Raw genomic sequence first — 26,266 nt, 5'->3', positions numbered from 1 at the left:
TTGATGAGACCTCCAGAGCTATGCCGTTACTTATATCAACATACAGATAAAGAAACAGCCGACTTAATTGTATATTATGTTTATAGTTCACCTCATATTAATCGTTATTTCACGGAAGATTATCTGGGTTTTATTGAAGCTAGTCCATTTAAATCTATTCAAACGCAAGTCATGTTTGAAGGCTCAATTGACGAAAAAATAAAAGAGAAGTTAGAAAACTTATATCCAGGTCGAAAATCATTCAAAAACAATGGTTTATTGACTATTCTAGAAAAGCCTCAAGCTCGATTAACTGAGCAAAACAAAGAAGGTTTTGAGAAATATTCTCTACAGAAAATCATTGCACCGGAAATAAAAAATGATGAGTTCTATGTACAAATTGAACGAATTGCTAGAACCCAAGATGTGCAAACCATACTAGAGATTGGGGCATCATCGGGAGAAGGTAGCACAGAAGCATTAGTCAAAGGGATTATGCTAAACCCTCATAAACCAAGGTTATTTTCTATAGAAGTATCTAAATCTAGATTCAAAAAACTGAGGGAAAGATATCAGAATAAATCTTTTTTTAAGCCCTATAATGTGTCATCAGTTTCAATAGATGATTTCCCACAAGAATCAGAAGTATCTGATTTTTATCAAAACTACAAAACTGGATTAAATAGTTACTCCCTTGATTTGGTTTTACAGTGGCTGAATGAAGATAAAACATATTTGAGAGAAGCTGGATTAAGTCAAAATGGAATTGAGATTATAAAGCAAGAAAATAACATAGATCAGTTTGATGCAGTTTTAATAGATGGTTCTGAGTTTACAGGTAGCGTAGAACTGAATCAATTATATGGCGCAAAGTGGATCATGCTTGATGATATTAATACCTTCAAAAACTATCGAAGCCATCGCAGGTTATTAGCAGATCCAAACTATGACTTAATTAGCTATAATTTGTTGGTGCGTAATGGATATTCTATTTTTGCAAAAAACAAACAAAAAAAAGCTAACCAAGCTTCCAATATCCCCATCCATTTTTTCACTATTGTCCTTAACGGCGAACCATTTATTCGCTACCACATCGATATTGTCAAACAACTTCCCTTTAAATGGCATTGGCATATTATTGAAGGAGTCGCTGACCTCAAACATGATACGAGTTGGAGTGTGAAGCTTGGCGGGAAGGTAACGGATGAGATTCATAATCAAGGGTTGAGCAAAGATGGAACATCAGAATATTTAGATCAACTCAAATTAAAGTATCCAGAAAATATCACAATTTACCGAAAACCAGAGGGGCAATTCTGGGATGGCAAGCGAGAAATGGTGAATGCTCCTTTAGCCAACATTCAAGAAGAATGCTTGCTTTGGCAGATAGATGTGGACGAAATATGGACATTAGAGCAGATTTGTAGTAGTCGGAAACTGTTCATCAGAAATCCAGAAAAAACAGCAGCCTATTACTGGTGCTGGTACTTTGTTGGAGAAAATTTGGTTATAAGCACCCGTAACTGCTACACTCAAAATCCAAGACAGGATTGGTTGCGGACTTGGAGATTTAAGCCGGGATATGTTTGGGCAGCCCATGAACCGCCGATATTGGTTGAGCCTTTATCTGAGGGACAATTTCAAAATATAGCGGCTCTTAATCCTTTGACTCATGATGAAACGGAGAAAGAGGGGTTGGTGTTTCAGCATTTTGCTTATGTGACTGCTGAACAATTGCGCTTTAAAGAGCAGTATTATGGCTATCAAAATGCGGTTAACGAGTGGAGGTCGCTACAGTCAGTATCTCAGTTCCCGGTTTATTTGCGTGATTATTTTTCATGGGTGGGAGATGAGACAAGGGTCGATCGGGCTGAGTCATTGGGTATCGTTCCCTTAGTCCAGAAAGAGGTAACTGAAGGAAATTGGAAATTCTTGCAACCTCAATTCTCAGAACTCTTGAAACCAGTTGAAAAGCGATCGCCGACCATAGTCATAGATGGCGTGTTCTTCCAGCTTTATAATACAGGGATTGCGCGGGTCTGGCGATCGCTACTGGCAGAATGGGCTAAAACGAACTTTGCTGGCCATATAGTATTACTCGATCGAGCTAACACTGCCCAAGTGCCTGGAATCCTATCGAGAACAATTCCAGCTTATGACTACAACAATACAGAAGCGGACAAACAAATGCTTCAGGAAGTTTGCGATCGCGAAGGGGCAGATCTATTCATTTCTACCTACTATACGACTCCCCTATCAACCCCTTCTGTATTCATGGCCTATGACATGATTCCAGAAGTCCTAGGAGCAGATGTTAATCAACCCATGTGGCGTGAAAAACACCATGCCATCAGTCATGCAGATGCCTACATTTCTATTTCTGAAAGCACTGCCCGCGATCTCGTCAAATTTTTCCCAGAGATTACCCTCGATCGAGTTACCGTAGCTCATTGCGGTGTTTCTCCCACATTTACGCCAGCAACAACCGCCCAAATCAATGAATTCAAATACAAATATGGGATTACTAAGCCTTATTTTCTGCTGGTGGGTGCGGGTGGAAATTATAAAAATGCCATCCTATTTTTCCGAGCGTTTGCCCAACTACACAGCAAACAAGGCTTTGAAATTGTCTGCACAGGTAGTGGTTTAACCCTCGGCAATGACTACAGACAATATGCTTCAGGGACTGTGGTACATCCATTGGTTCTCCCAGATGAAGAGTTGAGAATAGCCTATTCTGGGGCAGTGGCTTTGGTTTATCCCTCCGTGTATGAGGGCTTCGGAATGCCAGTAGCAGAAGCCTTAGCTTGTGGTTGTCCGGTCATTACCTGTGCGAATGCTTCTCTGCCAGAAGTTGGGGGAGATGCTGTTATCTATGTTGAACCGGATGATGTCGAGGGTTTGGCAGAACAACTCTGTGAAGTGCAAAAACCTAGTGTTCGTCGCTCATTGATGGCTAAAGGTTTAGCACAAGTGAAGCAGTTCTCTTGGCAGAAAATGGCTAATACTATGCGTTCAGCCCTACTAAAGGCTACGTTGGCTCATCTCAATCTCCGAGAGATCAATTTAATCGTATTTCCAGATTGGTCACAACCGGAAGAAAAAACTGGGTTAGTCTTGCAGGAGCTGATTAAAGGTCTAGTTAGTCATGGCGATCGCGCTAAAATGACCTTATTGATCGATCATAGTGGTATGGAAGCCGAAGATGCCAATCTGCTTCTATCGAGTATAGCGATGAATTTGCTGATGGAAGAGAGTATGGAGGTAGATGAAGGGCCGGAAGTCGTTTTGGGGGACTTAAGTGAGGCTCAATGGTCAGCTTTAATTCCTCAATTACGGGGGCGAATTCGGCTAGAGGATGAAAATCAGGAGGCGATCGCCTTATCTCAGGTAGAGACTATTCCGGTTATCGAGCTAGGAGATCTCCATGTTGATGAAGCGACAGTGGACTAACACCGTAGCAACAGCAGGGCTAATGATCCTCTGTTGTCTGGCTATTGTTTCAGTACAATTGCCTAAATTGAATCGTCTTAAAGTCGCTTCCAGTGAGCGATCGCTACAACAACTCCAGCAAGAAGTCGCTCAAGAAGCGATCGAACTTCAATTACTCCAGGTTTTGCCCAACTTTGGCTTTGATAATCTCATTGCCAATTGGAGCTTTATTAAATTTCTCATCTATTTTGGAGACGATCCAGCCCGCGATCAAACTGGTTATGATTTAGCTCCTGAATATTTTCAGATCGCCCTTCATGAAGACCCCCGATTTATTTCCGCTTATTTTGGCATGTCTGCCAGTGTATCCTTGTATTTAGGAAAACCTGAATTCTCCGTAGAAATGATGCAAAAAGGATTACAGTCTCTTAATCCCAAAGATCCCCAGCATTCCTACTATATTTGGCGTTACTTAGGCACTGACCAACTCCTGTTTCTTGGAGATGGAGAAGCAGCAGAAAAGTCCTTTGCTCAGGCGGCCCAATGGGCTAGTGAATATTCTGATTCAGAGAGTCAGTTTATCGCTCAACTGTCTAGTTCCACCGCAGCATTTTTACAGGAGAATCCAGACAGTAAACAAGCGCAATTTCAAGCTTGGCAGCTTGTGCTATTTAATGCAACAGATGACAAAACACGCCAGAGGGCAATTTCCAAGATGGAAGAACTTGGGGGTCGTGTTATCCTGGATTCAGACGGTAGGATTAATCAGCTTATTCTACCTCCCTCCCCCTAACCCAGATTGACCAGTTAGTTCCTTCTCCTGATTTTTATCTACTTCAGTTGGGGTATTCTAAAGTTATCAACTGCCCACAACGGATTTCTAGTCCCTCTACTTTTTAGCAGCAATTTACATAAAACCATGACTAACTTACAACGCTTTTTTGCTATTTTTGGTGCGCTTGCATTCTTTGGTTCTACTGCTTTGGCTACTACTAGACTCTTTCGCACCCCTCCCAGACCCAATCCCTCTTCAGAGACTCAAACTCTGACAGTAGAAGAACAGCTCTTAAGTCAAGAACGAGGTTACCTAACTGTTTTAGAACGAGAACCTGAAAACAAAGTAGCTCTAGAAGGTTTAGTCATGGTTAGACTACAAATGAATAACCTTGAAGGGGTGGTCAAACCCCTAGAAACTTTGATCAAAATTGCTCCAGAAGACACTACTTATCAAACTCTTTATAAGGAACTTCAACAGCAACTCAATACGACTAAACCAGATGAATCAAGTCCATCACCCGCTAATGAATCACCCTAATTTTTAAGAATTTTTTTTGCTCGACTGTAGCTTACGAATAGAATGAATATTGAACCTGAAAATCCGGATAATAAAGTTCAGCCTTGTACGGTTTACTTCTATGTTGTTGAAGGTAGTTTTCCTCACCTGGCTATTTGTTTAGCAGAAGGATTCAAAGCCCTCGGAATACCCGTCTATTCTAATTTGAATTACTGGTTAACTTCACCGGATCGACAAGAGTACCTATTTACCCACGATCCTGATATTCATCCTCAAGATTGCTCCATCGCGATCATGGATAAGAATTGGGCTTTTAGTCCCCATCCTGCCTTACCTGAAGCCATATTGCAACCCCAGCGCAACTACCTGACCATCTATTTAGATGATATGGATGGACTGCGGGCATCTGTAAATGAAGCTAATATTCCTAAATTTGACTTTATTTTCCGAACCCACTGTCACAGTCGCAATCAAAATCCTAGCAATTTTGTGCCTTGGGTTTTTGGACTCTCGAATCGCATTTTAGACGCTACAGAAAGTTCCATCAAGTTTTCGGCACGGGAATCTTCTATTTTGTTTAATTATCGCGTCTATCAAGACTGTTTATTGGTGGTTAATTTGCCCAAAAAAATTGATGAAGGCGTTTTAATCGCTGAAAAAGGTGTAATTTGGGCAGATTGCCCCCTGCGATTGGTCATGCGCGATCGCTTTCTGCCTTTAATTGAACTGATTCTTTCGGTGAATCAAACGATTGATACTTCTGATAATGCTCCTTCTGAATCCTATGATTTATTGCACTGGCAGCAAACGGGTCATCGTCATCATCCCCAATATTATCAGCGTCTAAAAAGTCACCAAGCTTGTGCTGCTTTTGCTGGGTGGTTAGTTCCTCAGTCGGCCACGAAACTCCCTTATGTTACTTGGTGGGATAGTTGGCGTTTTTGGGAATCTCTAGCGGCTGGATGTGTCACGTTTCATATGGATTTTGATAAGTATGGTGTAGAGTTGCCAGTGATGCCAGAAAATTGGAAACACTATATCGGTATTGATATTGACCAGATGAAAGAAGCAGTCGATCGAATTGCTAGTGAGCCAAATCTCCTTAACAACATTTCTCAAGCTGGCCGAGAATGGGCCTGGGAGCATTATTCTCCTGTGCCAACTGCTTTGAGATTTTTGAAGATATTGGGATTTAAAACAGTTGGCGAGTTTCTCCCTTTTGAATTAAGAGCAATTAACCTAATTGCATTTCCAGATTGGTCAAGGGCTAAATCTCAGTTGTATGATGATTTATCTGAGTTACTCAAAGCGGTTTTTAATCACGGCGATTGCCCCCAAATTTCTCTCCTGATTGATACTACAGACATTACCCCAGAAGAAGCCACTGAAATCTTATCTCACATCAGCTTTGATCTGTTGATGTCCGAAGAAATTGTAGAGTCCTCACCGGATAATGAACCGGCTATTGTACTTTTAGAGCCTCTAAATTCCTCTCAGTGGCAAGTTCTACGATATCACCTGCACGCTCGCATTGCTCTAAAATATGACAATCAAGAGGTGATCGCACGTCGAAAACTGCAAGATCTACCCCTATTTCCTTCTTCCTCTTAACTGAAAGCCGCCTAGCTTCTGGAATGATCCCTAACCGGCTGATTCAACATAGCGTTGCCACATCTGTCGATAGGCCTTTTCCATTTCCTGGGCAAACTGCTTACCATTCCACAGGGGTGAGGTTTTACGAGACTCACTCAACTGCCAATGGACTTTTTGCCGCAGTTCAGGTTCCATACCGAAACGAACCCCCCATTCCACATACTCTTCATCTGTCCAAGCAATCCCCTCAGTTACTCCTGCGTTCACCATCATGGTATAACTATTTCGCGCAGCAAACTGTTGTCCTACTCTAGTTACCAGGGGAACACACATCCACAAGGTTTCTAGGGTTGTCGTGGCTCCATTATAAGGATAGGTATCCAGAACTACATCAGCAATGCCCATATTGGCTCGATGCATGGCAGACGAAGGAGCAGGTAGAACAAACTTTAAGCGATCTTCTGAAACGCCTTCTTCCTCGGCTAATTCCAGAAAGAATCGCTGAATCGCAATTTGATCCCCATATCCTTTAATTAAAAAGTAACTGTTGGGAACTTCTCTAATAATTTTTAATTGTAATCTCGCCGTTTCTGGATGACGCTTATACCCCCTTTGGGAGCTAAAATAAAGGATGGCATCATTGGGAATATCCAGCATTTCTCGGCGCAGACACGGAACACCGACTTCAAAGCCATCTACAGCCACATAGGTTTGTGGTAGTCGCCAAATCTTCTCACTATAGTAATCCTGGGCGCGATCGGGCAATACATAGGGATCGGCGATCATATAGTCTACTGTAGGAATACCTGGAGCATCCCATCCCAACCAAGTTACTTGAATAGGAGCGGGTTTCATGGCTAAAACAGCACAAGATAAATCCAAGGTTAAACTATCAAGATCGACCAAAATATCCACTCGATCTTCACTGATTTGATCCGCAACTTCATTATACTTGAGACCTAATTTACGAGCTTCAGTGACATTATTGATGAACCATTGCTGTAAGGGATCGATGACCTGCGATCGATAGTTGACCACATAGGCATAAATATCATAGTTTTCCCGGTCATGATGTTCAAAAAGCCATCGGGCTAACCATCCGACAGAATGGGTACTAAAACAATGGGATAAGTAACCAATTTTGAGACGCTTATGGGCTTCAGTGGGCGGATTCCAGTTTTGGCGATAGGTTTGAATTTTTTCCTGGGCATGAAACTCAATTCCTGCCTGACAGAATTGAGCTAGATTGTTGTGAATTTGACGATTATTTTCCGCCCGATCTTCAAAGTAGGGAAAGAAATAAGCGGTGGTGTACAGGCGAATATTGGTTTCTATATCATAATTACGAGCTTCATCTAGATTCAGGGACTGAAGTAACTCTGCTTGTTGATGGGCCACATTGAGGGATTCTTGCCAATAGCCTCCTGACCCCATCAATGCCCTAACTTTTATGTAATAACTGATGATTTTATCGATTTGAGTTGTAGAAAAAGCAAATGCTTTCTCTGCTGCCTCAATGCCTTTCTCATAATCCGGTACGGTTTGATAATAGGCTGATATATGCCGTAAAATTTCTACATTTTCTGGGGCAGTTTTCAGCGCAATTTCAGTGAGCTGGACAGCGATATCAGGCCGCTGTAAGGTTTGACAAATTTTAACACAAGCAAATAGAAGGATATCAACAAAAGCTAATGATTGGTAGCGAAGAACATGGTTTACACTCGCTTCTGCTAACTGGGGTAAGAACGGATCGAGGGGTGCTTCATCTAAGAATAACTTTAAGGTTTGCAGCAAAAGGCTAAAATCAAGATTTAGAATTTCGGGATCGGTTTCTAGGATCGAAATAATCTCCATCTGATCAAGTTCTTCTTCCGTTAGGACTTCTAACTTAAGACCTAATTGGAGAAGTTTGAGCAGATTATTAATATCAGTTGGACTAATTTCACGAAGATGCTGACGCACCACCCAGGCTAACTGAAGATCCTCTTTTTCCTCTTGGCGATTGGCTTCGGTGACTAAAATTTCTACTAATTCTTGTGTCCATTGTTCGACTTCTGCTTCATTTCCTTCTCCAATCACCAGCATCCATGTCACTTGCGCTTCTACTTCCTGGCCTTGAAGAAGTAAGGCTAATCCCAGATACCAATATCCCTGTCTTGCTTCTGGATTGATTTCCACCATTTGTTCATAGAGCGTAATCGCTTGTTCATACTTCCCTATGTTGAAATAGTCTAATGCTTGTTGCTCTAACTCTGTCGTTGGTGTTTGTAGCATAGTAAATATGAATTTGAAGAAAATTAAGGAAGAGCTAATGCCCTTTACTCTCCCTTAATAATAATCCCTAAAAGCCTCTTTTGTAGGCTTCTAGGGATTTTTAAGGATAATCGTTTTTTTCACAAAACCATTAGCAAGGCGGGTGGTGAGTATAGCTGTATTGATTGATTATTGCTCTTCACCACCACCAATTCTAAGCCAGTCAATTCATCAACCGGACAAGTCAGACCAGCCAGTGGGGCAAGAAGGACCTGTTCCGTCTAGGGCTGTAAAGCTAGTAATTACAGCAGCCATGGTTACTTTGTCGCTTTCACACAATACGGCTAAAGTGGTTGCTTCACTGGTTTCTTTAACCGCTGCTGCTTGTACGCCACCGATGTAGGTTTTCAAGGTAGCAATCTTCGTTTGTCCGATGTTGGTTACAGCAGTACCACCACTGATCTGGGCGATACCTTGACCAACAGCTCCACTAATCGTATAGACATAGTTTTCAGTATCCGTTTTGATACCTAGACCCAAGGTTCCCAGGGTTGAGGTAAATCCACCTTTTTCTAGGTAAAAAGCTTGTTGCTGGCGGTTCATGGAACCTACATATTGCTTGGACTCAGATTGTTTGGCTTTGTTGGCTTGGTTGAGGAAGGAAGGCAGAGCGATCGCCGACAAAATACCGATAATGATGATAACGACCAGCAGCTCAATCAGGGTAAAGCCTTCATCTTCTTTCTTGGTAATCAGGTGTTGCAGGAACTTGGTTCTAAATTCAGTCTTCATGATGATCTACTTCTCCTTGGGGGTGGATGAACTAAGACTTCTAACTCCATTGACTATAGCTTACCCATCCCATTCTGCTTTCATATCACCCCGATCAAATTTTTTTTTTGATTTTTCCGGATCGGGTTAGGACTCTAGCAATACATAGCCCATCTCGTACAGGGGGATGAGCAAATCTTTGACTTTCTGAGTCGCTTGGGAGAGAGATATCTCTTCTCCAGTGACTGGATCGACGGGATAGAGCCTTTGCGATCGCCCCACCAAATCTCTAAAAGTGTAGGAAGCATCAATCAAGGGTAACAGCATACTCATGACCACACTATCGACCAAAGGCGTAATCTCTGGGTCGATGGAGAGATATTCATATAAGGGTAGGGCGCTCATTTGGGTAATAGAGGCGATCGCCCCCTGCTTTAACGCCTCCGTTCTCAGTTGGGGGTGCAAATGAACTCTTGCCCGATGCCAATGCTCCTCTGTCCATTCCTCAACCCTTACGATCTGACTATCCTCTTGAGGATGTCCGCACCAAAAATCAATCAGCCGACTTGCAGGGTGCAATAACTCATGAATGTGAAATTGCTCTTCTATCGGCATCTCCGAGAGCTTGAACAGGATATCAATCGGCAATTCATCTACATTTTGGAATAAATCCAATAAATCCCACTCTTTCCACTTCACCATACCGAAGAATTCCAAACCACTTTCCCTAAATAAAGTGAACACTTCAGGAATACTAAAGCCTTTATCTCCGAGCAAAAGATGATTAGAAAACATTAACTGATCTGAGTTTTCATATCGTTCTCCCCAACAGATTTGTTTACTGAAAACCTTATCTTTTAAATTTCTCATCGTAGCTTTAACTAGCTCTGCTTCTTCCTCTTTAGGATTACCATCCATTAATCCCACTCTTTGCCAAATTTCTTGCATTCTAAACATGCTTTGTCTGCCCATTTTACTATGCAAGTTAGCTCGAATTATTCCACCTTGTTTTAATACCGACTTAAAAGATCTCAACCCTTCCAAGGTATCAGGCACTAAATAAAGAACATCATCACAGTTGATATAATCAAATTCATAGTCCAAACTCTCAATTTTCTCAATGGGCATCACATAAAATTCAGCATCCTTAAACCCATGCAACTTTAGCCGTTCGCGAGCAATTTCAACTGATTTTTCAGATAGATCGATGCCCACAACTTTAGCTCCAGGATTGGCTTCAGCTAAGGTCAGAGACTTATATCCACTGCCGCATCCAGCATCTAAAATCACTTTACCGGCTGTGTCAATTACTTTTTGATCTCGCCGATAAAATGCCGTCACCATATTATGAATATAGAGGGAAGAGTAATCTACTTTAGGGGTTGCGGCTAAAGGAGCATTATAATAGGGGAGAGCATTAAATTGATCTCGAATCTTATCAATATCTTCCATTGGGTTACCCACCATTGACTTAATCTTTCCGCTTAATTTTAACCTGTATATCCCTCTCAACTCAGATTTTTACACCTTTTATGGGCTATACTAAACGGAGTCGTTATGAGTTTAGTTAGCCCATGAGCAACTCCACAGTCGAGAATCTAGTGATTATCGGTTCCGGCCCGGCCGGGTTTACGGCCGCCATTTATGCAGGTCGCGCCAACCTCAAACCCGTGGTTTTTGAAGGGTATCAGATGGGGGGAATTCCGGGGGGACAACTGATGACCACCACAGAAGTGGAGAACTTCCCCGGTTTTCCCGATGGTATCACCGGGCCGCAACTGATGGATAGGATGAAAGCACAAGCCATCAGATGGGGAGCGGAACTGTATACGGAAGACGTGATTTCCGTTGATTTAAGTCAGCGCCCTTTTACGGTAAAATCGGACGAACGAGAGTTGAAGACTCATACTATTGTGATTGCCACCGGTGCAACGGCCAAACGGCTGAATCTTCCCCACGAGCAGGAATTTTGGAGCAATGGCATTTCCGCTTGCGCCATTTGTGATGGAGCGACTCCCATTTTCAAAGGTGTAGAACTGGTGGTCATTGGGGGTGGAGACACCGCAGCAGAAGAAGCGGTCTATTTAACCAAATATGGCTCCCATGTTCATCTGCTGGTGCGAAAGGGCGAAATGAGAGCTTCTAAAGCCATGCAAGACCGGGTACTGGCTCACCCTAAAATTACCGTTCATTGGTATACAGAAGCTGTCGATGTCTATGGAGAAGGGAATAAATTTGGCGGTGTGAAGGTCAAGAATAACCAAACTGGAGAAGAGAAAGACCTACCTGCGGGGGGGTTATTCTATGCCATTGGTCATACTCCCAATACCCAACTATTCCAAGGGCAATTAGCGTTAGATGATGTGGGCTATATTATTACCCAACATGGGGTACAAACCAGTGTAGAAGGGGTTTATGCCGTTGGTGATGTGCAAGACCATGAATTCCGCCAAGCCATTACTGCTGCTGGAACGGGATGTATGGGAGCCATGTTAGCCGAGCGGTGGTTATCGGTTCAAGGTTTAGGTCAAGAATTTAAGCAGGAAGAAGGGGAAAAGCCATCAGAAGCGGCTCCAACGGTGACGCAAGCGGATACAGAAGAGACGTTTAAGCTGGAGGAAACACGGCATAAGGGAGGGTATGCCCTACGGAAATTATTCCATGAAAGCGATCGCCCCCTACTGGTTCTGTATACCTCCCCCACCTGCGGCCCCTGTCACAGTCTCAAACCCATTCTCAGCAAAGTTATCGATGAGTTTGACTCTAAAATTCACTATATCCAAATTGACATCGAAGCCGATCCAGACATTGCCGAAAATGCAGGAATTACTGGCACTCCCACCGTACAACTCTTCAAAGATAAGGAATTAGTGCAAGAACTCAAAGGCGTGAAACCCAAAAGTCAGTATCGCCAAGTGATTGAAAGCAGCCTTTAGGTTACTGGGGAATGAATCCCTACAAATAAGATATGTAGAGTATTTCCGGCCGGAAATACCCTACATAATTATTGAATTCAAGTATTCATCGAAGAAGGGGAAAAATCAGAGGAAGAAGCCATACTAGAAGCCTCATTATCCTCAGACTGATATTGTTTTTTATGGTCTAACAAGGCGATTGCCTGACGCAAAGCTTCTGTACGATCTACCAACAGATGATGGGGCGGCAATTTTGCCAACACACCCAACTTTTCTAACCGTTGTTTCACCTTACCCATAGCACCCACGATCATCACCTGACGACCTTGATCGAGAGCATCTTCAATCGCATTTTGAATCGCTAAAGAAGAGGTAACACCCATCACCGGTACATCTGTCAAATCAACAATCAGAATATCATGGTCTTCCATCGCTGTATGCTCACGAGAAATGGCCTTAGCCACCCCGAAAATCATCGGCCCGCTTAAGTGAAACAGTAACACTCGGTTATTTCCGCGATCGAGAAGTTCTTTTTCTTCATCATTGAGCAAGATCGCATCATCAGCATCCGTAATCGTTTTCACATCATTGGACTGGAGTTCACTTAAGCGCTCAATCGTCAAGATATTCGCAATAAAAACCCCAACTCCAACCGCAGCAATCAAGTCTACGAATACCGTTAACCCGATCACCCCGTACATAATCAAGGCCCCTTTCAAAGAAACCTTATGAGCTTGTTTGAGGAAACTCCAATCAATAATATCAACACCCACTTTCAGGGCAATCCCTGCTAATACAGCCAAGGGAATATTTTGGGTTAATCCACCAGCAAACAGAACCACACAGAGTAACGTAACTGAACGAATCACACCAGAGAGAGCAGTACGTCCTCCCGTTTGGATATTAATCACCGTTCCCATGGTGGCCCCAGCACCAGCAATCCCTCCGAATAAACCGGACATAATATTACCCAAACCTTGACCAATTAATTCCTTATTAGAATCATGTTGGGTACGGGTTAAACTATCAGCAACCACAGAAGTTAAGAGGGCATCAATACATCCGAGCATCCCTAGAACCAGAGCATCAACCACCATGATTCTGAGAACATCAAAGCTGAACATGGGTAATTGTAAGCTCGGTAAACCACCGGGAATTTCACCAATCCGCCGCAGGTCTGTACCTCCTAGGAAAATGACAGAAATGAGTGTTCCAGCAATTAAGGCAATCAGTTGGGGAGGAACGAATTTCTTAACTTTTGAGGGAGTGAAAAACAGAATCCCTACCGTTAGTGCAGCCAAACTCAATTCCATCGGTTGAATATTGGCAAATAAATCGGGTAAGGAGCGCAAAGTTCCGACCACACCGCCTTTGGGACTGGCCTGACCTAAGAAGGGCCCTAATTGCAGGATGATCATGATTAAACCAATCCCAGACATGAACCCAGAAACCACGGTATAAGGCATCAGGGTCACGTATTTACCCAACTTCAGGACTCCAAAGAGAATCTGAAATCCCCCCGCCATCATGACTACGGTAAATGCCATGGCCAAGCCTTGTTCTTGACCGTGGCTGGCAACTAGGTGGGCAATAATCGAGGTCATGACTACAGTCATGGGCCCGGTAGGTTCAGAGATTAGGGTAGGAGTACCCCCAAATAGGGCAGCAAATAAGCCGACCAAAACTGCACCATAGAGTCCAGCCTGGGGCCCTGCACCAGAGGCGACCCCGAAGGCTAGGGCCATTGGTAGGGCAATTACTGTGGCAGTGAGACCGCCAAAGATATCGCCCTGTAGGTTATTAAAATTGATTCGGTTAAAGACTTTCATTTTGGAACCGGTTTTCCTTGGTAGCAAAAAATCTGTATATTGATATACAGCTAACGGGATTTAAGCTCTCTTTGAATACATAGTATTTAATCTATGCATTTATTAAGATATCTTGAGACTTTCTATATATTACCCTAAAAAATCGCATAGTAGAAGTAAATCGATAGATTTTGTATGTCAAGTCTCTGGGCTATGAGCCATAGCATAAGTCAAAGATGCGATCGAGGTAAATAGCCTGCCAAAATCCAAGAGATGATGATAACCAAGCCTATCAAACCCAAAAAGCCGGGGTCATAACCCCGGCTTTTTGGGTAGCCGTTTTTTGTAAGGATTCCATATTAATCAAAGGAGAGTGAAGGTAGGGAAGGGGTCTAGATTCTACATCATAGCCGCCGCGTTGGTCGCTGGGCAGAAGCACCGGCAGACCCCAACCCGTCTAGGATTCAACCGCCTAATGCCTGAGCAAGTCCGATGAAGAGCGGTATACACAAGGCAATCGCAACCGGCGTGCCTACGGCTGTGGATGCACCGATGTAGGCGGAAGGGTTGGCCGACGGGATACCAGCTCGTAAGGTAGGCGGCCCTGAGATGTCAGAACTCGAAGAAGCGATGACAGCGAGAATTACGACACCACCAAGGCTGAATCCTGTGGCGTAGTGGGCAATCAGGCCGAAACCGAAAGCAATGAAACCATGGATTATGGGAGCAACCAGGGCATATAGGGCATACCATTGGGCGACCTTGCGGAGTTCACCGAGTCTTGACCAGGCTTCCATACCCATGATCATCATCAGGATGGACAGCAGACCGCGAAAGAGTGGCTCATAGAAGCTTTCAAAGACACTTTCTGGGCGGGTTAGCAGGCCTAGACCGAGGCCGAGCAACAGTGCAGATAGGGCAGATCCCTGGAGACTTTCTTCAATGATGGGCCATATCTTGACGCGATCGCCTCCTGGAACATGCTCCTTGCTAGGATATCCACTGGCGATAATCCCTTGATCGCTGGAATAGCCACCTACGGCAACGGGCTGCTTGCTCAGAGATTCTTCCTCTGTGAGGTATTTGTCCCGTTTCTCCTTGGTATAAACGCTGGCTAAGACGATTGCCGTCACCAGTGCAGGGATATCCATGAAGGGATAAAGGGCAGCAGCCCAGGCCTCATATTCTATGCCTTGGGCTTCCAGTAGTGTCAAGGCAGCCGCCATGGTTGAACCACTCACCGCACCGAATAAGCCTGCGGTTGCCAGGGCATCCACGACTCTGATCTTCGGCAGATTGGCCAAAGTGAAGCGCCCGATGAATACGATCAAGATGCCCATGACCACAGCGAACAGGGCGGGTAATAGCATTTCTCCCAGATTGGAGTTGCGGATTGCAATGCCGCCGCTCAGTCCAATTTTGATCAGCAGCATGAAGACGATAAACTTATAGATCGCATCGGGAATTTCCAGTCGGCTATTGACTGCGGCAACGACCACACCACCAATCAGAAAGCCAAGTGTTGGCGACTGTAACTGGGACAGAAAGCCGGTCAAGAAATCGGAAATAAAATCCACAAATACCTCCTTCAACCTCCTCTACGAGGGGTGATTATTGTGATGAGTGAGCTTTGAACGGGTTGGGAAGGTGATAAATGTTTTGCACCTTCTTCTATAGATAATAATCTATCAAGAATTTAATTCTATCTGTTTAACTCTATCCTAAAATGCACAGATTTTTGCAATTCCTAGTAACGTAATCTCAAATTGAAATGATAAGTTTTTCTTTTATATTGTCCTGCCGGACTCTGGTTAATAGGCCAGTGCGATCACAGAGTTTTCTCCATGGGATAGTCCCTTTGCCAAAGGGCAAAATGACTGTAATTGCGTCTTTTTGCTGATTTGCGCTTCCTTGATTATCATTGGACTTGGAGTCTAGGACTGATACCGCCAGCAGACCTCTATTAGTGAGCTATCGATTAAGCCCTTGAGTGAGTGGTATGAAGAAGGAGTTCACCTGCCACCCGCCACTTGATATAGGCTTCACTAAACCCTTAAACCTTTACTGCATAAGAGTTTGGCTCGATACCGATGTCCTCATCAACCAAGAAGAGACTCTACTGCTAGAGCAATATATTGTCTCAAACTTGCCGAATTTTTGATAACTGAAACTTATTGACCGATCGATGGTGATGATGCTATCGTGCTGATTATAGCAACCGCGCTATTACGCAACGTGCAGGCGAAGGTAATACCATTCCTTTCGTTGACTCGGATCGCTGTGATAGCGCCTGGTGCTGCCGTTTTCCTGAGTTTCTGTGTAGTTCACTGATTACACGCATAAAGAGGTAACCCATATGACCCAGAAGGCCAGCAAACTCGTCATTGTCACAGAAAAGGTACTGGAAAAAAAAGTCGGCAAGATCATCGAAGAAGCAGGGGCTACCGGTTATACGGTCGTGCCTGCTGGGGGTAAAGGTAGTCGGGGCGTGCGGTCATCAGGACAACCGAGCGTTAGCGATTCCTACTCGAATGTAAAGTTTGAGATTCTCACCCCCAATCGGGATATGGCTGTGAAGATTTCGGATGAGGTCGCATCACGGTTTTTCGATGATTATTCGGGCATCGCCTATATCTGTGATGTGATGGAGGTTCTGCACGCGCACAAGTTCTAATTCAAAATCCCTTAGTGGTTCAGAAAACTCTGTGGTCTACGGCCAAGGGTCTCATCATGAGATAGAGAGGTTTTCTGCACCACTAAGTTCATGTTGCTTTAATGATGAATGATAATGTAGGCTGAGAGACCCAATGCAGCAACCTCAATCCGATCAAAACTGGAAAATCCTCAATTCATTAGTGAGAATTTCTTCTGGGTGGGTGACGTTGATTGGAGAGCGTCTAGAGGATAATCAAGGTCAAGTCGTTGATTATTGGCGAGTAGAAAAAGCGGATTCAGTGGTCATTGTCACCCTTCAAGGGGAGAATTTAATCCTGCCTGTACCCCAGTATCGTCCAGGAGTTCAGAGCGTTACGTTGGATTTTCCTGGGGGACGGGTGAGCCAAGAGGGAAGTCCTTTGGAGGCTGTACCCAAGATTCTTGAGCGTGAATTGGGGATTGGAGAGCAAGGAATTTTAAAGGTTCAATTACTCAATGAAAAAGGATGGCTGATTAATAGTTCGTTTTCTAATCAGAGATTGTATGGCTGTGTGGCTCAGATCGATCCGAAGATTACCATAGAGAGCGATCGCCTTGGCGCGGTCTATCCCCATACTCCCGAAGGAGTCCATCAACTTGACCAAGATTTGATCTGTCTACAATGTCGCGCAGTGCTTCAGGAATGGCGTGATCGAGGATTTAGAAGATCAAAAACCCCCTACCCTGATGGACAGGGTTAGGGGAATTGAGAGTCAGGAATGGGTGTTATCTCTGAATTCAGTTCTATTATCCATGGCCCAAGGCTTTAGAAGCTGAAATTCCAGCTTGACGCAGTTGTCGAGAATATTGGCTGGCCACTAAACCCACAACTGCCCATTGGGTTAGCACGGATACCATAACGGTCAAAGCTGAGGTATGGTGGAGAGCTTCCCAGGGGAAGATCGTAAACATCCAGAGCAGGGGAGTTTCATCAGGATAAGTAGACAGCACGAGGAACAATAGAGGGGGTAAGGTAATTGCCCCACCGATGGCGGCGGTTGCCCAAATGCCGCTTTTCTTGGATTTCATCATCATCATCAGTTGGGCAACACTGGCATAAACGAGCAGTACCGAAAAGCTCAATAGCAGGTTAAAGATTCCATGGAGAACATCGTCTGTACCGCCGGGCCACATTAAAATCCAGGGTAGAATAATTAACTGAGCTTCAAGTAAATTAAAGGCGATCGCCAACAGAGCTGGACTCTTATTCCCAGATATCAGCTCTTGAAATAACCCTTGATGGCGAGTTTCCGACATATGGCGATAGCGGGCCCAGTCTACACAAACCTGTCTTTGGGGAGACAAAGCAGCCATTAATCCAGCAAAGAAAATCAGGTTGAAAACCAGCAAACAATAGAGATTTTCAAACTGATATCCATGGGGAGCCAAACCCAGGGTAAAGACGCTGAAGCATCCCGTTAACCAATAGGACTGTTTTTTGCCGATTAAGGTTTGATTGGGATTGCGGAAACAGCGATCGATCACCAGCCAATTCCAAGCTGTCCATACTGCACAAGTAACCACCATAGCCAGACTTAAGGTCACGATTGTCTTGCCAATGGGAAGAATAAACCAGTGCCACTCCACTGAATGATCCCGCAAACTCCATAAATCGTAATTAAAGAACTCAATATTCCCCAGCCATTTTTCCCCAATCAGATAGGGAATCAAACTAGAGGGTGTGAAGAGTTTGAAGATATCAATAGGAGCATCTTCAACCCGCATCATGGAGGTGGTAAACAGAAAAGCAGTGACCAAACCTCCAGCTAACCAAGCTTGAAATCCACCCATCCAATGGCTGACTAAACCGAAAAGTATGGAGCCACTGAAAAAGAAGGCGCTACAGGCTAATAGCACCCCATAATAAAGGGCGAGTAACCCTAGGGATATATGCAGATTAATCGCTGCCCACAGATGGAGGGGAAAGGCGAGGAAGCAGGCAAAATAGAGTAAGCTGGGGGCCCCTAGGAGTTTACCGAGCAGAATTTGCTGGGTAGATTGGGGACTCAGGCGAATAAAATTTAGGGTTCCCTTGCGCTCTTCTCGGTCAAGGTCGCTGATAATCAGATAGCTGCCTCCGACTAAAAGGGCAAAGATACCTACTACGGTTAACCAGACAAAGAGATCTGACCACCAGAGTTGCCAGTTAATTTCGGGATTGCCGAGGTGATTCATTAAGCAGCGTAACTGGTGGTAGTAGTATTCCGGTTTACCTCCAGTACAATAGCGATGATATTCACTATGGCGATCGGGTAATGCATTGAGGAAGCCGAAGAGTACCAAGACTTGGGTAAATAAAGACATACCCCCGGCAACCATGATGTTGCGAGTCTTAAAGCGACCTTTAAGTTCTCGGAAGAGTTGGGGGTTGATCTCCCCAATGAAGTTCATTAAATCTAGTCTCATCTTTTATATATCCTTTACGGAGGGCATTAACTTAAGATGCTTGCTTATGACCGAGTTTCAGGAAGATGGTTTCTAAATCTTCCTGGGTAGAATAAAACTCAGTTACGGGTAAATTGGCGCTAATGAGCGATCGCAATAACTGGGCGCTCTCTTCTGGGGTTCCGTTAAAGTTCACCCGCAAATGACCGGATGAGAGGGTTTCCCATCCGTCCACCTGGGGAAACTGTTTTAGTTCTGTCATGAGGGCATCTTGAGATCCCAGGGTGGCGATCGAGATTTGTTGGCGACTTAGGCGCTGATACAAATCTTTGAGGGTTGTGCTTTCGACTAAATAGCCCAATTCCATGATACCCACTGAGGTACAGAGTTCTGCCAAGTCACTGAGGACATGGGAAGAAATTAAAACGGTCATTCCTGCTTCTTGCAGCACTTTGATAATTTCCCGAAACTGCATTCGCGCAATGGGATCTAATCCCGATACTGGTTCATCGAGTAATAACACAATGGGTTCATGGATAATGGTTCGGGCTAGGGAAAGTCGTTGTTTCATCCCTCGTGAAAGGGTAGAAATCTGGCTATTACGTTTATTGCCCAGTTGTACCAGTTCTAGCACATCATAAAGGCGTTGACGACGGCGGGGGTCTTTGAGTTGATATAAACGGGCAAAATAGTCTAAATAGTCCCAAACGGTTAGATCGTCGTAAACGGGGAAATCGTCGGGTAGATAACCAATGCGCCGTTTGAGGGTGGGGTTAGAATGGTCTCTGAGGAGGCGATCGCCGTTAATATAAATTTCCCCTGTCGTCGGTTCTTCGGCTGCTGCTAACATGCGAATTAAGGTGGTTTTCCCTGCACCATTGGGGCCAATTAAACCGTAGACTTCACCCCGTCCGACTTCTAAATCTAGATCGTTGACCGCGATATGGCGATCGAATTGCTTGGTTAGTCCACAAGTCCGGATTGCGAGTTCTTTTGCCATAATCCCTAATCTAAAGCTTAACTATCAGCCTAGCCTTTGGGACTGGAATTGGGCAGGAGTGTTTCCAAATTGGTAACCTTTCCCTTTTGATAGCACTAGGTTCTATGGGTTATAACGTTTTGCTCTGAGATCCTATGTCTGACTTAGAGCTTTAGCTTGTAAGATTAAATCCCGATCCTCGATGCAGAGTTGCCATCCTTGGCGATCGCCTAATTGTTGTAATGCTAAGAGGGCGGCATACTTGAGATCGAAAATTGAGGTTTGCAGAGCCTGGTGTAATAGGGGTATGGCTGCTGTTGCGCCTAAATGTCCTAGGGCGATCGCTGCTGCTGCTCTGGATTTTTGGAATTGAGGGGCTTGGTTTTGCAGAGCTTCTACCAGTAAATCATAGGCGGGGGTATAACCTAGCCATCCCAAGAGTTTGACCACATGGTAATGAGCGCCATAGTCATTATGGGCTTTATCGGCAAACGTGGACAGTAAAGCCTCTGGCGCATCTTGGGGGTAAGTATGCAGCAGGGTATAACTGGCTAAATAACAGCGCCCAAAATCCGTACTATAGAGTTCATTGATGGCAAATTCTAGGCTGGGGGTTTGGTCATATTCATGGACAAATTCCAGGGTATCGGGATGATCTCGGATGACTTGATCAAAATAGGGTTCAACTTCTGCAAAGGTGAGTTTCTGGCTAGAGATCCCCGTTTGAGCCAGATGTTTAATGCCTCGCAGACGAAAGACAATGGAAACAGGACATTGGACAATTCTGGGCAGAGCTGGATAATAATTCGCATCCATTAAATCTTGGATGCAAGCTCGGCGGACATTAAGATTGTCACTATGGAGAAAGCCCACCACCCGATCCATCAGGCTAAAATCTTGGCTTAACTGACTGGTAGCGGCGATCGCCACACTGGAAATACAGAGATCTTCGGAGTCGATGAAGGGTTTAATCGCTTCTAGAGCGCTTTGATAGCCTAACTTGGCTAAAACTTGGATAATCACTCGATAGCTTTGATTGGGTTGCTGCAACAGTTGAGTAATGGCTTCTAGAATTTCTGTATCCTCTGTACCCATTTCGCCGATCGCCCAGACCGCATTTTCCACCGTATAGATATCTGAGTCCGTCAAACACTCGCGCAGTGTCGGTATAGCCATCTCAGCTTTCAATCGTCCCAAGCTTTCCACTGCCTTACGTCGGGCAATGCGATTATAGAGATCGTCTTCTTGATTCTGGATGGCTTTAATCAGGGCGGCGATCGACCGTTCAGTAGGATAATGCATGAGGTGACAAGCGGCTACATAGCGATCGCTCGGATCGCTCAGTTGATCCAAAGGCATTTCTAAGAGGGCGATCGCCCGGTCTTCACTTAAATTAAAAAGCTGAGAAAATCGTTTATCCATAACTCTAGCACTGAACACCCATCAGCAGATTTCTTAAAAATACCTTGAAATTGACCCTTTCTGGATCGCAGATCTCCCAGTTTACTCATCTATAATCCCCTAAATTGTAAAGGATTGTTACCTTGTTTATCATAAACCCGGTCTGGGTACAGTCCATCTCCTATAGTCGATTATGACCAGTTCCATAACCGGTCACCTGAATTCAACTATTGAGAGGGAAACATTTCAATGCTTGACGCTTTTTCGAGAGCTGTGGTATCAGCAGATGCCAGCACTGCCACTCTGAGCAGTGACAAAATTGCTGAACTCAAAGGCTTCATTGCTGCAGGAAACAAGCGCCTAGACGCTGTTAACGCCGTAGCCAGCAACGCAAGCTGCTGCGTTTCTGATGCGATTACCGGCATGATTTGCGAAAACCAAGGCTTAATCCAAGCTGGTGGTAACTGCTACCCCAACCGTCGGATGGCTGCGTGTTTACGCGATGGTGAAATCATTCTGCGCTATGTCACCTATGCTTTGTTAGCTGGTGATGCTTCCGTTCTCGAAGATCGGTGCTTAAATGGCCTGAAAGAAACCTACACCGCCCTAGGAGTTCCTGCAACTTCTACTACTCGTGCAGTACAAATCATGAAGGCTATTTGTGTTGCTCACATCACCAACACCAATACTGAAGCTCAAGCAGGAGCTAAATACCGTAAGAATGATACTCCCCAAGGAGACTGTTCTGCGTTAGCTGCTGAGTGTGCTGGATACTTTGATCGCGTTATTGCCGCTTTAAGCTAAAACCGATAAATAACTGCACCAAAGAGCGACGGGCAATCGTCGATTAAAAAGTAACACCGATCACATAAATCTGGAGATAGTAAAGAAATGAAATCAGTTCTCACCACGGCTATTGCTGCTGCTGATGCTGCTGGTCGTTTTCCTAGCACCTCTGACCTAGAGTCTGTTCAAGGTAGCCTTACTCGGGCGGCTGCTCGTTTAGAAGCTGCTGAAAAACTCAGCGGCAATATTGATGCTGTTGCCAAAGAAGCTTATGATGCTTGCATCAAAAAGTATTCTTACCTGAACAATGCTGGGGAAGCCAATTCCACCGAGACTTTCAAAGCCAAGTGTCTGCGTGACATCAAGCACTACCTGCGCTTGGTTAGCTACTGCTTGGCAGTTGGCGGTACTGGTCCTCTTGATGAGTGGGGAATTGCTGGACAGCGTGAAGTTTATCGTGCTTTAGGTCTGCCCACCGCTCCCTATGTTGAAGCTCTGAGCTTCGCTCGCAACCGCGGTTGCGCTCCTCGCGATATGTCTGCACAAGCTCTAGTTGAGTACAATGCTCTTCTGGACTATGTAATCAACTCCTTGTCCTAGTCTATCGCCGGGAAAAAATTGAGTTGAGTTCTTGACATTTAAGTTCAAGAATAAAACTTTAGAGAACTCTAAGTCTAAAGCTTGGCTTTAATATATAGTCAAGTTCAAGACTTAGAGTTCTTAGTGTCTAAATAGTTAATAGTTATAGTTGCCTAAAATGACTACAGATATTGACGCTTTATTTGCCCAGCTTAAACACCCCAACCCCAATCTACGGGAACGGGCTATGGTAGAGTTAGCTGAAAATCGCGATGAACATACTATTGACCGCTTAATTGAAATGGTGAATGAGGAAAATGTAGATCTTCGCCGAGCGGCTGTGAAAGCGTTAGGGGTGATTGGTGCAGATGCAGTTTCTGCCATCGTTTCCTTGTTTAATCAGAGTGATAATCCTACGATTCAAGCCAGTTGTGTCAAGGCTTTAGCCCAAGTTGCTGTTAATTATGGCTCTGATGCTTTTCCTGAAGAAGGGGTAGAAGGCTTAAAGGTGGCTCTCAATCATCCGAATCCGGTGGTGAATATTGCAGCAGTGATGGCGTTGGGGGCAGTGGGTTCGCCGATGTTAGATTTATTAGTGGAAACCCTAAAGACTACGGATAATTTAGCTTTAGCGGTATCTATTATTAATGCTTTGGCTTCTATGGGAGATGATAGAGCCACAGAAGTGTTAACCCAATTGGCGAATGATGAATCGGTGGATAGTTATGTTCGGGAATCGGCGACTAATGCGTTACCCCGCTTAGAGCAAACTATACAATATGGTGCTGGGCGCTGGTAAGTCATGATATCAAGTGACGTATTGTAACTGATTCACCGGACTTGATTTCCAGCGCTCAGGGAAAATTATAAACTGGGGATACCTTTGGCGGCGATGGGCATTCGCCATCCTGTACCGAAGGCTCTGGAGGTAATTTTTAAGCCGGGAGGGGCTTGGCGGCGCTTAAATTCGGCTTGTTTGACTAAGTGTAAAACTTTATTGATGATGGCTCGATCGTGTCCGGCAGCAGCTATGATTTCTGGGGATTGGCGATCGTGGATGAGGCGATGGAGAATGTCATCGAGGGTGTCATAGTCGGGGAGAGAGTCTTGATCGCATTGATCGGGTTTGAGTTCAGCGCTAGGGGGTTTAACTAAGATATTTTCGGGGATGATTTCCTTTCCTGAATGGCTGTTGAGCCAGCGACAGAGGCTATAAACGCGGGTTTTGGGGACATCGGCGATCGCCGCTAAACCGCCATCCATGTCTCCGTAGAGCGTGCAATATCCGACTGCCATCTCCGATTTATTACCGGTAGAGATGAGGAGATGACCGAATTTATTGGCGATCGCCATGAGCAGATTTCCGCGAATTCGAGATTGAATATTTTCTTCGGCAACACCGGGTTCTGTCCCCGTAAATAAGGGTTCTAGAGTGCGATCGAAACTCTTCATTAAGTCTCCAATGGGAAAGGTTTGGGTTTGAATGCCGAGATTTTGTGCTAATTTGAGAGCATCCGTAATCGAGTGTTCCGAGCTATAGGGAGAAGGCATGAGGACACCGAGAACTTGAGAGGGTGCGATCGCTTCTGCGGCAATCGCCGCCACCAAAGCCGAATCAATTCCCCCACTTAATCCCAACACAATTTTACTAAAGCCACACTTGCGAGCATAGTCTCGAACCCCTAATACCAAAGCCGACCAAATCTCCGAATTTTCATCCTCAGAAAGTTCTAGAGACTCACCGATTAAATCATGCTGTTGGGGATCAAATTTCAGGACTTGAAAATCAGACTTAAACCCCTCCAATTGAGCCACCACTTTTCCAGTTTGATTCACCGCCAAACTATGACCATCAAACACCAAATCATCATTTCCGCCCACCTGATTGACATAAATAATCGGCACTTGGTAACGACTCGCGCTATAACTTAACATTGAACTTCTCAATGTAGGTTTATTTAAACTATAAGGAGAAGCCGATAAATTAATCACAAGATCTACATTTTTATCCATTAAATCTGCCAAGGGATTAATCGGATAAGAACGCTTACCCCAAAACTGTTCATCATTCCATAAATCCTCGCAAATGGTCACCCCAATTCTCAGATCCACTTGCTCCGTCTGTAGGGCTAACACTTGACTTTCATCGCCTGGTTCAAAATATCGGTCTTCATCAAACACATCATAGGTCGGCAGCAGGCGTTTATGAAACTCTGCTAAAACCTCCCCTTGATAGAGCGCCACCACACTATTAAATAACTCTTTTCCTCCCTGTTCATTTGCTTTTAAGTTTCGGGTGACTGTGCCCACACAAACAATCAAATTCTTGGGTATTTTCTGAGCTAAATTTTCGATTGATTGACCCATTCGATCAATAAAAACAGGATAATTTAACAGGTCACGGGGAGGATAACCACAAAGGGATAATTCTGGAGTGAGCAACACTAGAGCGCCCTGAACAGCCGCGATTTCTGCCGACTTGAGGATCATTTGGGCATTATTTTCTAGATCGCCAATGGTGGGATTGAGTTGAGCGATGGCAATTTTCATGTTTTAGGGAATGGGGGAATGGGGGAATGGGGGAATGGGGTGATGGGGTACAAAGCAACCCTAGTTGTCACCATTTTATGAAGACAATAAAATAAGATTTAATTTAAGCAAGCTAGTTATTTCTCAGCTTTCTGAATCAAAGAAATTAACTTGTTTCTCACAAAAACAAATTTACCTTTGACATAATTTTTGCCCAAAGATTTCTCATCAATTTTTCCCAGATCTAGCATTTTTTCCTTGCAGCCTTCCCGAATATGGCATAACACCTCTTTGGGCACTCCAGGAAATCGAGCATATAAATAATCGCTGGCAATTAAATTTAAAGCTGATTTACCCAAATGAAAGAAATCACGATAGGGTTCACCACTGCCGGGATAATCTGGGGGAATCAGGGGATTATCAATGCCAATGACTTGCCCCAAAAACCAATCGCGTACCTGATAAAAATTACAATCGAGGTAAATCATACCAGTGAGCAGTTTAAGAAATTGCCCTAAATGGATTAACCGTTCATCACCCCAGCGTTCAGGATGATCGACCCGAATTTGTATCCAATCGGTGACTTCCAATTGATCGGCTAATTGTCCTAGCATTTTTGGCTCCAAAAACTCAATCCAAGCTTTGGGTTGTTCATAGCAGCAATCAGCAGCAATCATTTCTAAAACAGCTTCTCCGAGAAATAACAGGCGATTGCCTGATTCATCGAGAGCTTTACCTTGCATTAATGATCGACCTGACTTTAGCACTTGCCAAAGATATTCCTTTTCATTAAACTGGTAACGAATTGTAACTTCAATCCGTTCGGCTTGATGGACTTGTCCGGGGTTATCGTAGATTTTAGTCATGC

At 44.3% G+C, this 26,266-nt stretch carries 20 protein-coding genes; 10 read left to right on the top strand and 10 right to left on the bottom strand.

The window, feature by feature from the left end; all coding sequences use genetic code 11:
- The first annotated feature begins 474 nt into the window (after nucleotides 1-474).
- The 4 genes from AC3FZD_RS21140 (at nucleotide 475) to AC3FZD_RS21125 (ending at nucleotide 6,316) form a co-directional block, all read left to right on the top strand.
- On the top strand, nucleotides 475-3,432 hold the full coding sequence (locus AC3FZD_RS21140; RefSeq protein WP_488740400.1) for a glycosyltransferase family 4 protein: 2,958 nt from the start codon (nucleotides 475-477) through the stop codon (nucleotides 3,430-3,432).
- The gene (locus AC3FZD_RS21135; protein WP_488737921.1) at nucleotides 3,407-4,204 is read left to right on the top strand and encodes a hypothetical protein; all 798 of its coding nucleotides are present in this window, start codon (nucleotides 3,407-3,409) and stop codon (nucleotides 4,202-4,204) included. Before AC3FZD_RS21140 ends, AC3FZD_RS21135 begins: the two co-directional genes overlap by 26 nt.
- Nucleotides 4,205-4,330: 126 nt before the next feature.
- Nucleotides 4,331-4,726 (top strand): tetratricopeptide repeat protein, encoded by a 396-nt coding sequence (locus AC3FZD_RS21130; RefSeq protein ID WP_488737920.1) that lies wholly within the window; start codon nucleotides 4,331-4,333, stop codon nucleotides 4,724-4,726.
- Between the two features lie 42 nt (nucleotides 4,727-4,768).
- Nucleotides 4,769-6,316 (top strand): glycosyltransferase, encoded by a 1,548-nt coding sequence (locus AC3FZD_RS21125; protein ID WP_488737919.1) that lies wholly within the window; start codon nucleotides 4,769-4,771, stop codon nucleotides 6,314-6,316.
- 30 nt (nucleotides 6,317-6,346) lie between these two features.
- Here the strand turns inward: AC3FZD_RS21125 and AC3FZD_RS21120 are convergent, their stop codons facing one another.
- From AC3FZD_RS21120 to AC3FZD_RS21110, 3 genes are all read right to left on the bottom strand, one after another.
- A complete protein-coding gene (locus AC3FZD_RS21120; RefSeq protein ID WP_488737918.1) occupies nucleotides 6,347-8,572 on the bottom strand; it encodes an O-linked N-acetylglucosamine transferase, SPINDLY family protein in 2,226 nt (741 codons plus the stop codon).
- 210 nt (nucleotides 8,573-8,782) lie between these two features.
- Nucleotides 8,783-9,343, bottom strand: coding sequence for a type IV pilin-like G/H family protein (locus AC3FZD_RS21115; protein ID WP_488737917.1), 561 nt, complete (start codon nucleotides 9,341-9,343; stop codon nucleotides 8,783-8,785).
- Nucleotides 9,344-9,469: 126 nt separating this feature from the next.
- Nucleotides 9,470-10,789, bottom strand: a complete 1,320-nt coding sequence (locus AC3FZD_RS21110) for a methyltransferase domain-containing protein (RefSeq protein WP_488737916.1) — start codon at nucleotides 10,787-10,789, stop codon at nucleotides 9,470-9,472.
- Between the two features lie 107 nt (nucleotides 10,790-10,896).
- On the opposite strand from AC3FZD_RS21110, the gene trxB reads away from it, so the two are divergent.
- A complete protein-coding gene (gene trxB / locus AC3FZD_RS21105) occupies nucleotides 10,897-12,258 on the top strand; it encodes a thioredoxin-disulfide reductase (protein ID WP_488737915.1) in 1,362 nt (453 codons plus the stop codon).
- 77 nt (nucleotides 12,259-12,335) lie between these two features.
- Here trxB and bicA read toward each other — a convergent pair whose 3' ends face one another.
- Both bicA and AC3FZD_RS21095 read right to left on the bottom strand, forming a co-directional pair.
- A complete protein-coding gene (gene bicA, locus AC3FZD_RS21100; protein WP_488737914.1) occupies nucleotides 12,336-14,066 on the bottom strand; it encodes a bicarbonate transporter BicA in 1,731 nt (576 codons plus the stop codon).
- Nucleotides 14,067-14,509: 443 nt separating this feature from the next.
- Nucleotides 14,510-15,622, bottom strand: a complete 1,113-nt coding sequence (locus tag AC3FZD_RS21095) for a sodium-dependent bicarbonate transport family permease (protein WP_488737913.1) — start codon at nucleotides 15,620-15,622, stop codon at nucleotides 14,510-14,512.
- A gap of 779 nt (nucleotides 15,623-16,401) precedes the next feature.
- Between AC3FZD_RS21095 and AC3FZD_RS21090 the strand changes: the two genes are divergently transcribed.
- Both AC3FZD_RS21090 and AC3FZD_RS21085 read left to right on the top strand, forming a co-directional pair.
- On the top strand, nucleotides 16,402-16,719 hold the full coding sequence (locus tag AC3FZD_RS21090; protein WP_488737912.1) for a P-II family nitrogen regulator: 318 nt from the start codon (nucleotides 16,402-16,404) through the stop codon (nucleotides 16,717-16,719).
- Between the two features lie 133 nt (nucleotides 16,720-16,852).
- Entirely contained in the window at nucleotides 16,853-17,440 is a 588-nt protein-coding gene (locus AC3FZD_RS21085; protein WP_488737911.1) for an NUDIX hydrolase, read from the top strand.
- 46 nt (nucleotides 17,441-17,486) lie between these two features.
- Here AC3FZD_RS21085 and AC3FZD_RS21080 read toward each other — a convergent pair whose 3' ends face one another.
- From AC3FZD_RS21080 to cpeY, 3 genes are all read right to left on the bottom strand, one after another.
- Nucleotides 17,487-19,145 (bottom strand): ABC transporter permease, encoded by a 1,659-nt coding sequence (locus AC3FZD_RS21080; RefSeq protein ID WP_488737910.1) that lies wholly within the window; start codon nucleotides 19,143-19,145, stop codon nucleotides 17,487-17,489.
- A gap of 31 nt (nucleotides 19,146-19,176) precedes the next feature.
- The gene (locus AC3FZD_RS21075; RefSeq protein ID WP_488737909.1) at nucleotides 19,177-20,124 is read right to left on the bottom strand and encodes an ABC transporter ATP-binding protein; all 948 of its coding nucleotides are present in this window, start codon (nucleotides 20,122-20,124) and stop codon (nucleotides 19,177-19,179) included.
- 132 nt (nucleotides 20,125-20,256) lie between these two features.
- Nucleotides 20,257-21,525 (bottom strand): C-phycoerythrin alpha-cysteine-82 phycoerythrobilin lyase CpeY, encoded by a 1,269-nt coding sequence (gene cpeY / locus AC3FZD_RS21070; protein WP_488737908.1) that lies wholly within the window; start codon nucleotides 21,523-21,525, stop codon nucleotides 20,257-20,259.
- Nucleotides 21,526-21,753: 228 nt separating this feature from the next.
- Between cpeY and cpeB the strand changes: the two genes are divergently transcribed.
- From cpeB to AC3FZD_RS21055, 3 genes are all read left to right on the top strand, one after another.
- Nucleotides 21,754-22,308: a phycoerythrin subunit beta gene (gene cpeB / locus AC3FZD_RS21065; RefSeq protein ID WP_488737907.1), complete on the top strand. Its 555-nt coding sequence runs from the start codon at nucleotides 21,754-21,756 to the stop codon at nucleotides 22,306-22,308.
- Nucleotides 22,309-22,395: 87 nt separating this feature from the next.
- On the top strand, nucleotides 22,396-22,890 hold the full coding sequence (gene cpeA, locus AC3FZD_RS21060; protein WP_488737906.1) for a C-phycoerythrin subunit alpha: 495 nt from the start codon (nucleotides 22,396-22,398) through the stop codon (nucleotides 22,888-22,890).
- A gap of 157 nt (nucleotides 22,891-23,047) precedes the next feature.
- Entirely contained in the window at nucleotides 23,048-23,668 is a 621-nt protein-coding gene (locus AC3FZD_RS21055; protein ID WP_488737905.1) for a HEAT repeat domain-containing protein, read from the top strand.
- A gap of 65 nt (nucleotides 23,669-23,733) precedes the next feature.
- Here AC3FZD_RS21055 and AC3FZD_RS21050 read toward each other — a convergent pair whose 3' ends face one another.
- Together AC3FZD_RS21050 and AC3FZD_RS21045 are read right to left on the bottom strand one after the other, a co-directional pair.
- Nucleotides 23,734-25,419: an NAD+ synthase gene (locus AC3FZD_RS21050; protein WP_488737904.1), complete on the bottom strand. Its 1,686-nt coding sequence runs from the start codon at nucleotides 25,417-25,419 to the stop codon at nucleotides 23,734-23,736.
- Between the two features lie 116 nt (nucleotides 25,420-25,535).
- Entirely contained in the window at nucleotides 25,536-26,264 is a 729-nt protein-coding gene (locus tag AC3FZD_RS21045; RefSeq protein ID WP_488737903.1) for a ribonuclease III domain-containing protein, read from the bottom strand.
- Nucleotides 26,265-26,266: the final 2 nt, after the last annotated feature.

It is taken from the genome of Roseofilum sp. KMC-1 (assembly GCF_057802075.1).
Note: the sequence above shows the minus strand (reverse complement) of the source record. Positions and strands in the feature narration are given on the sequence as shown.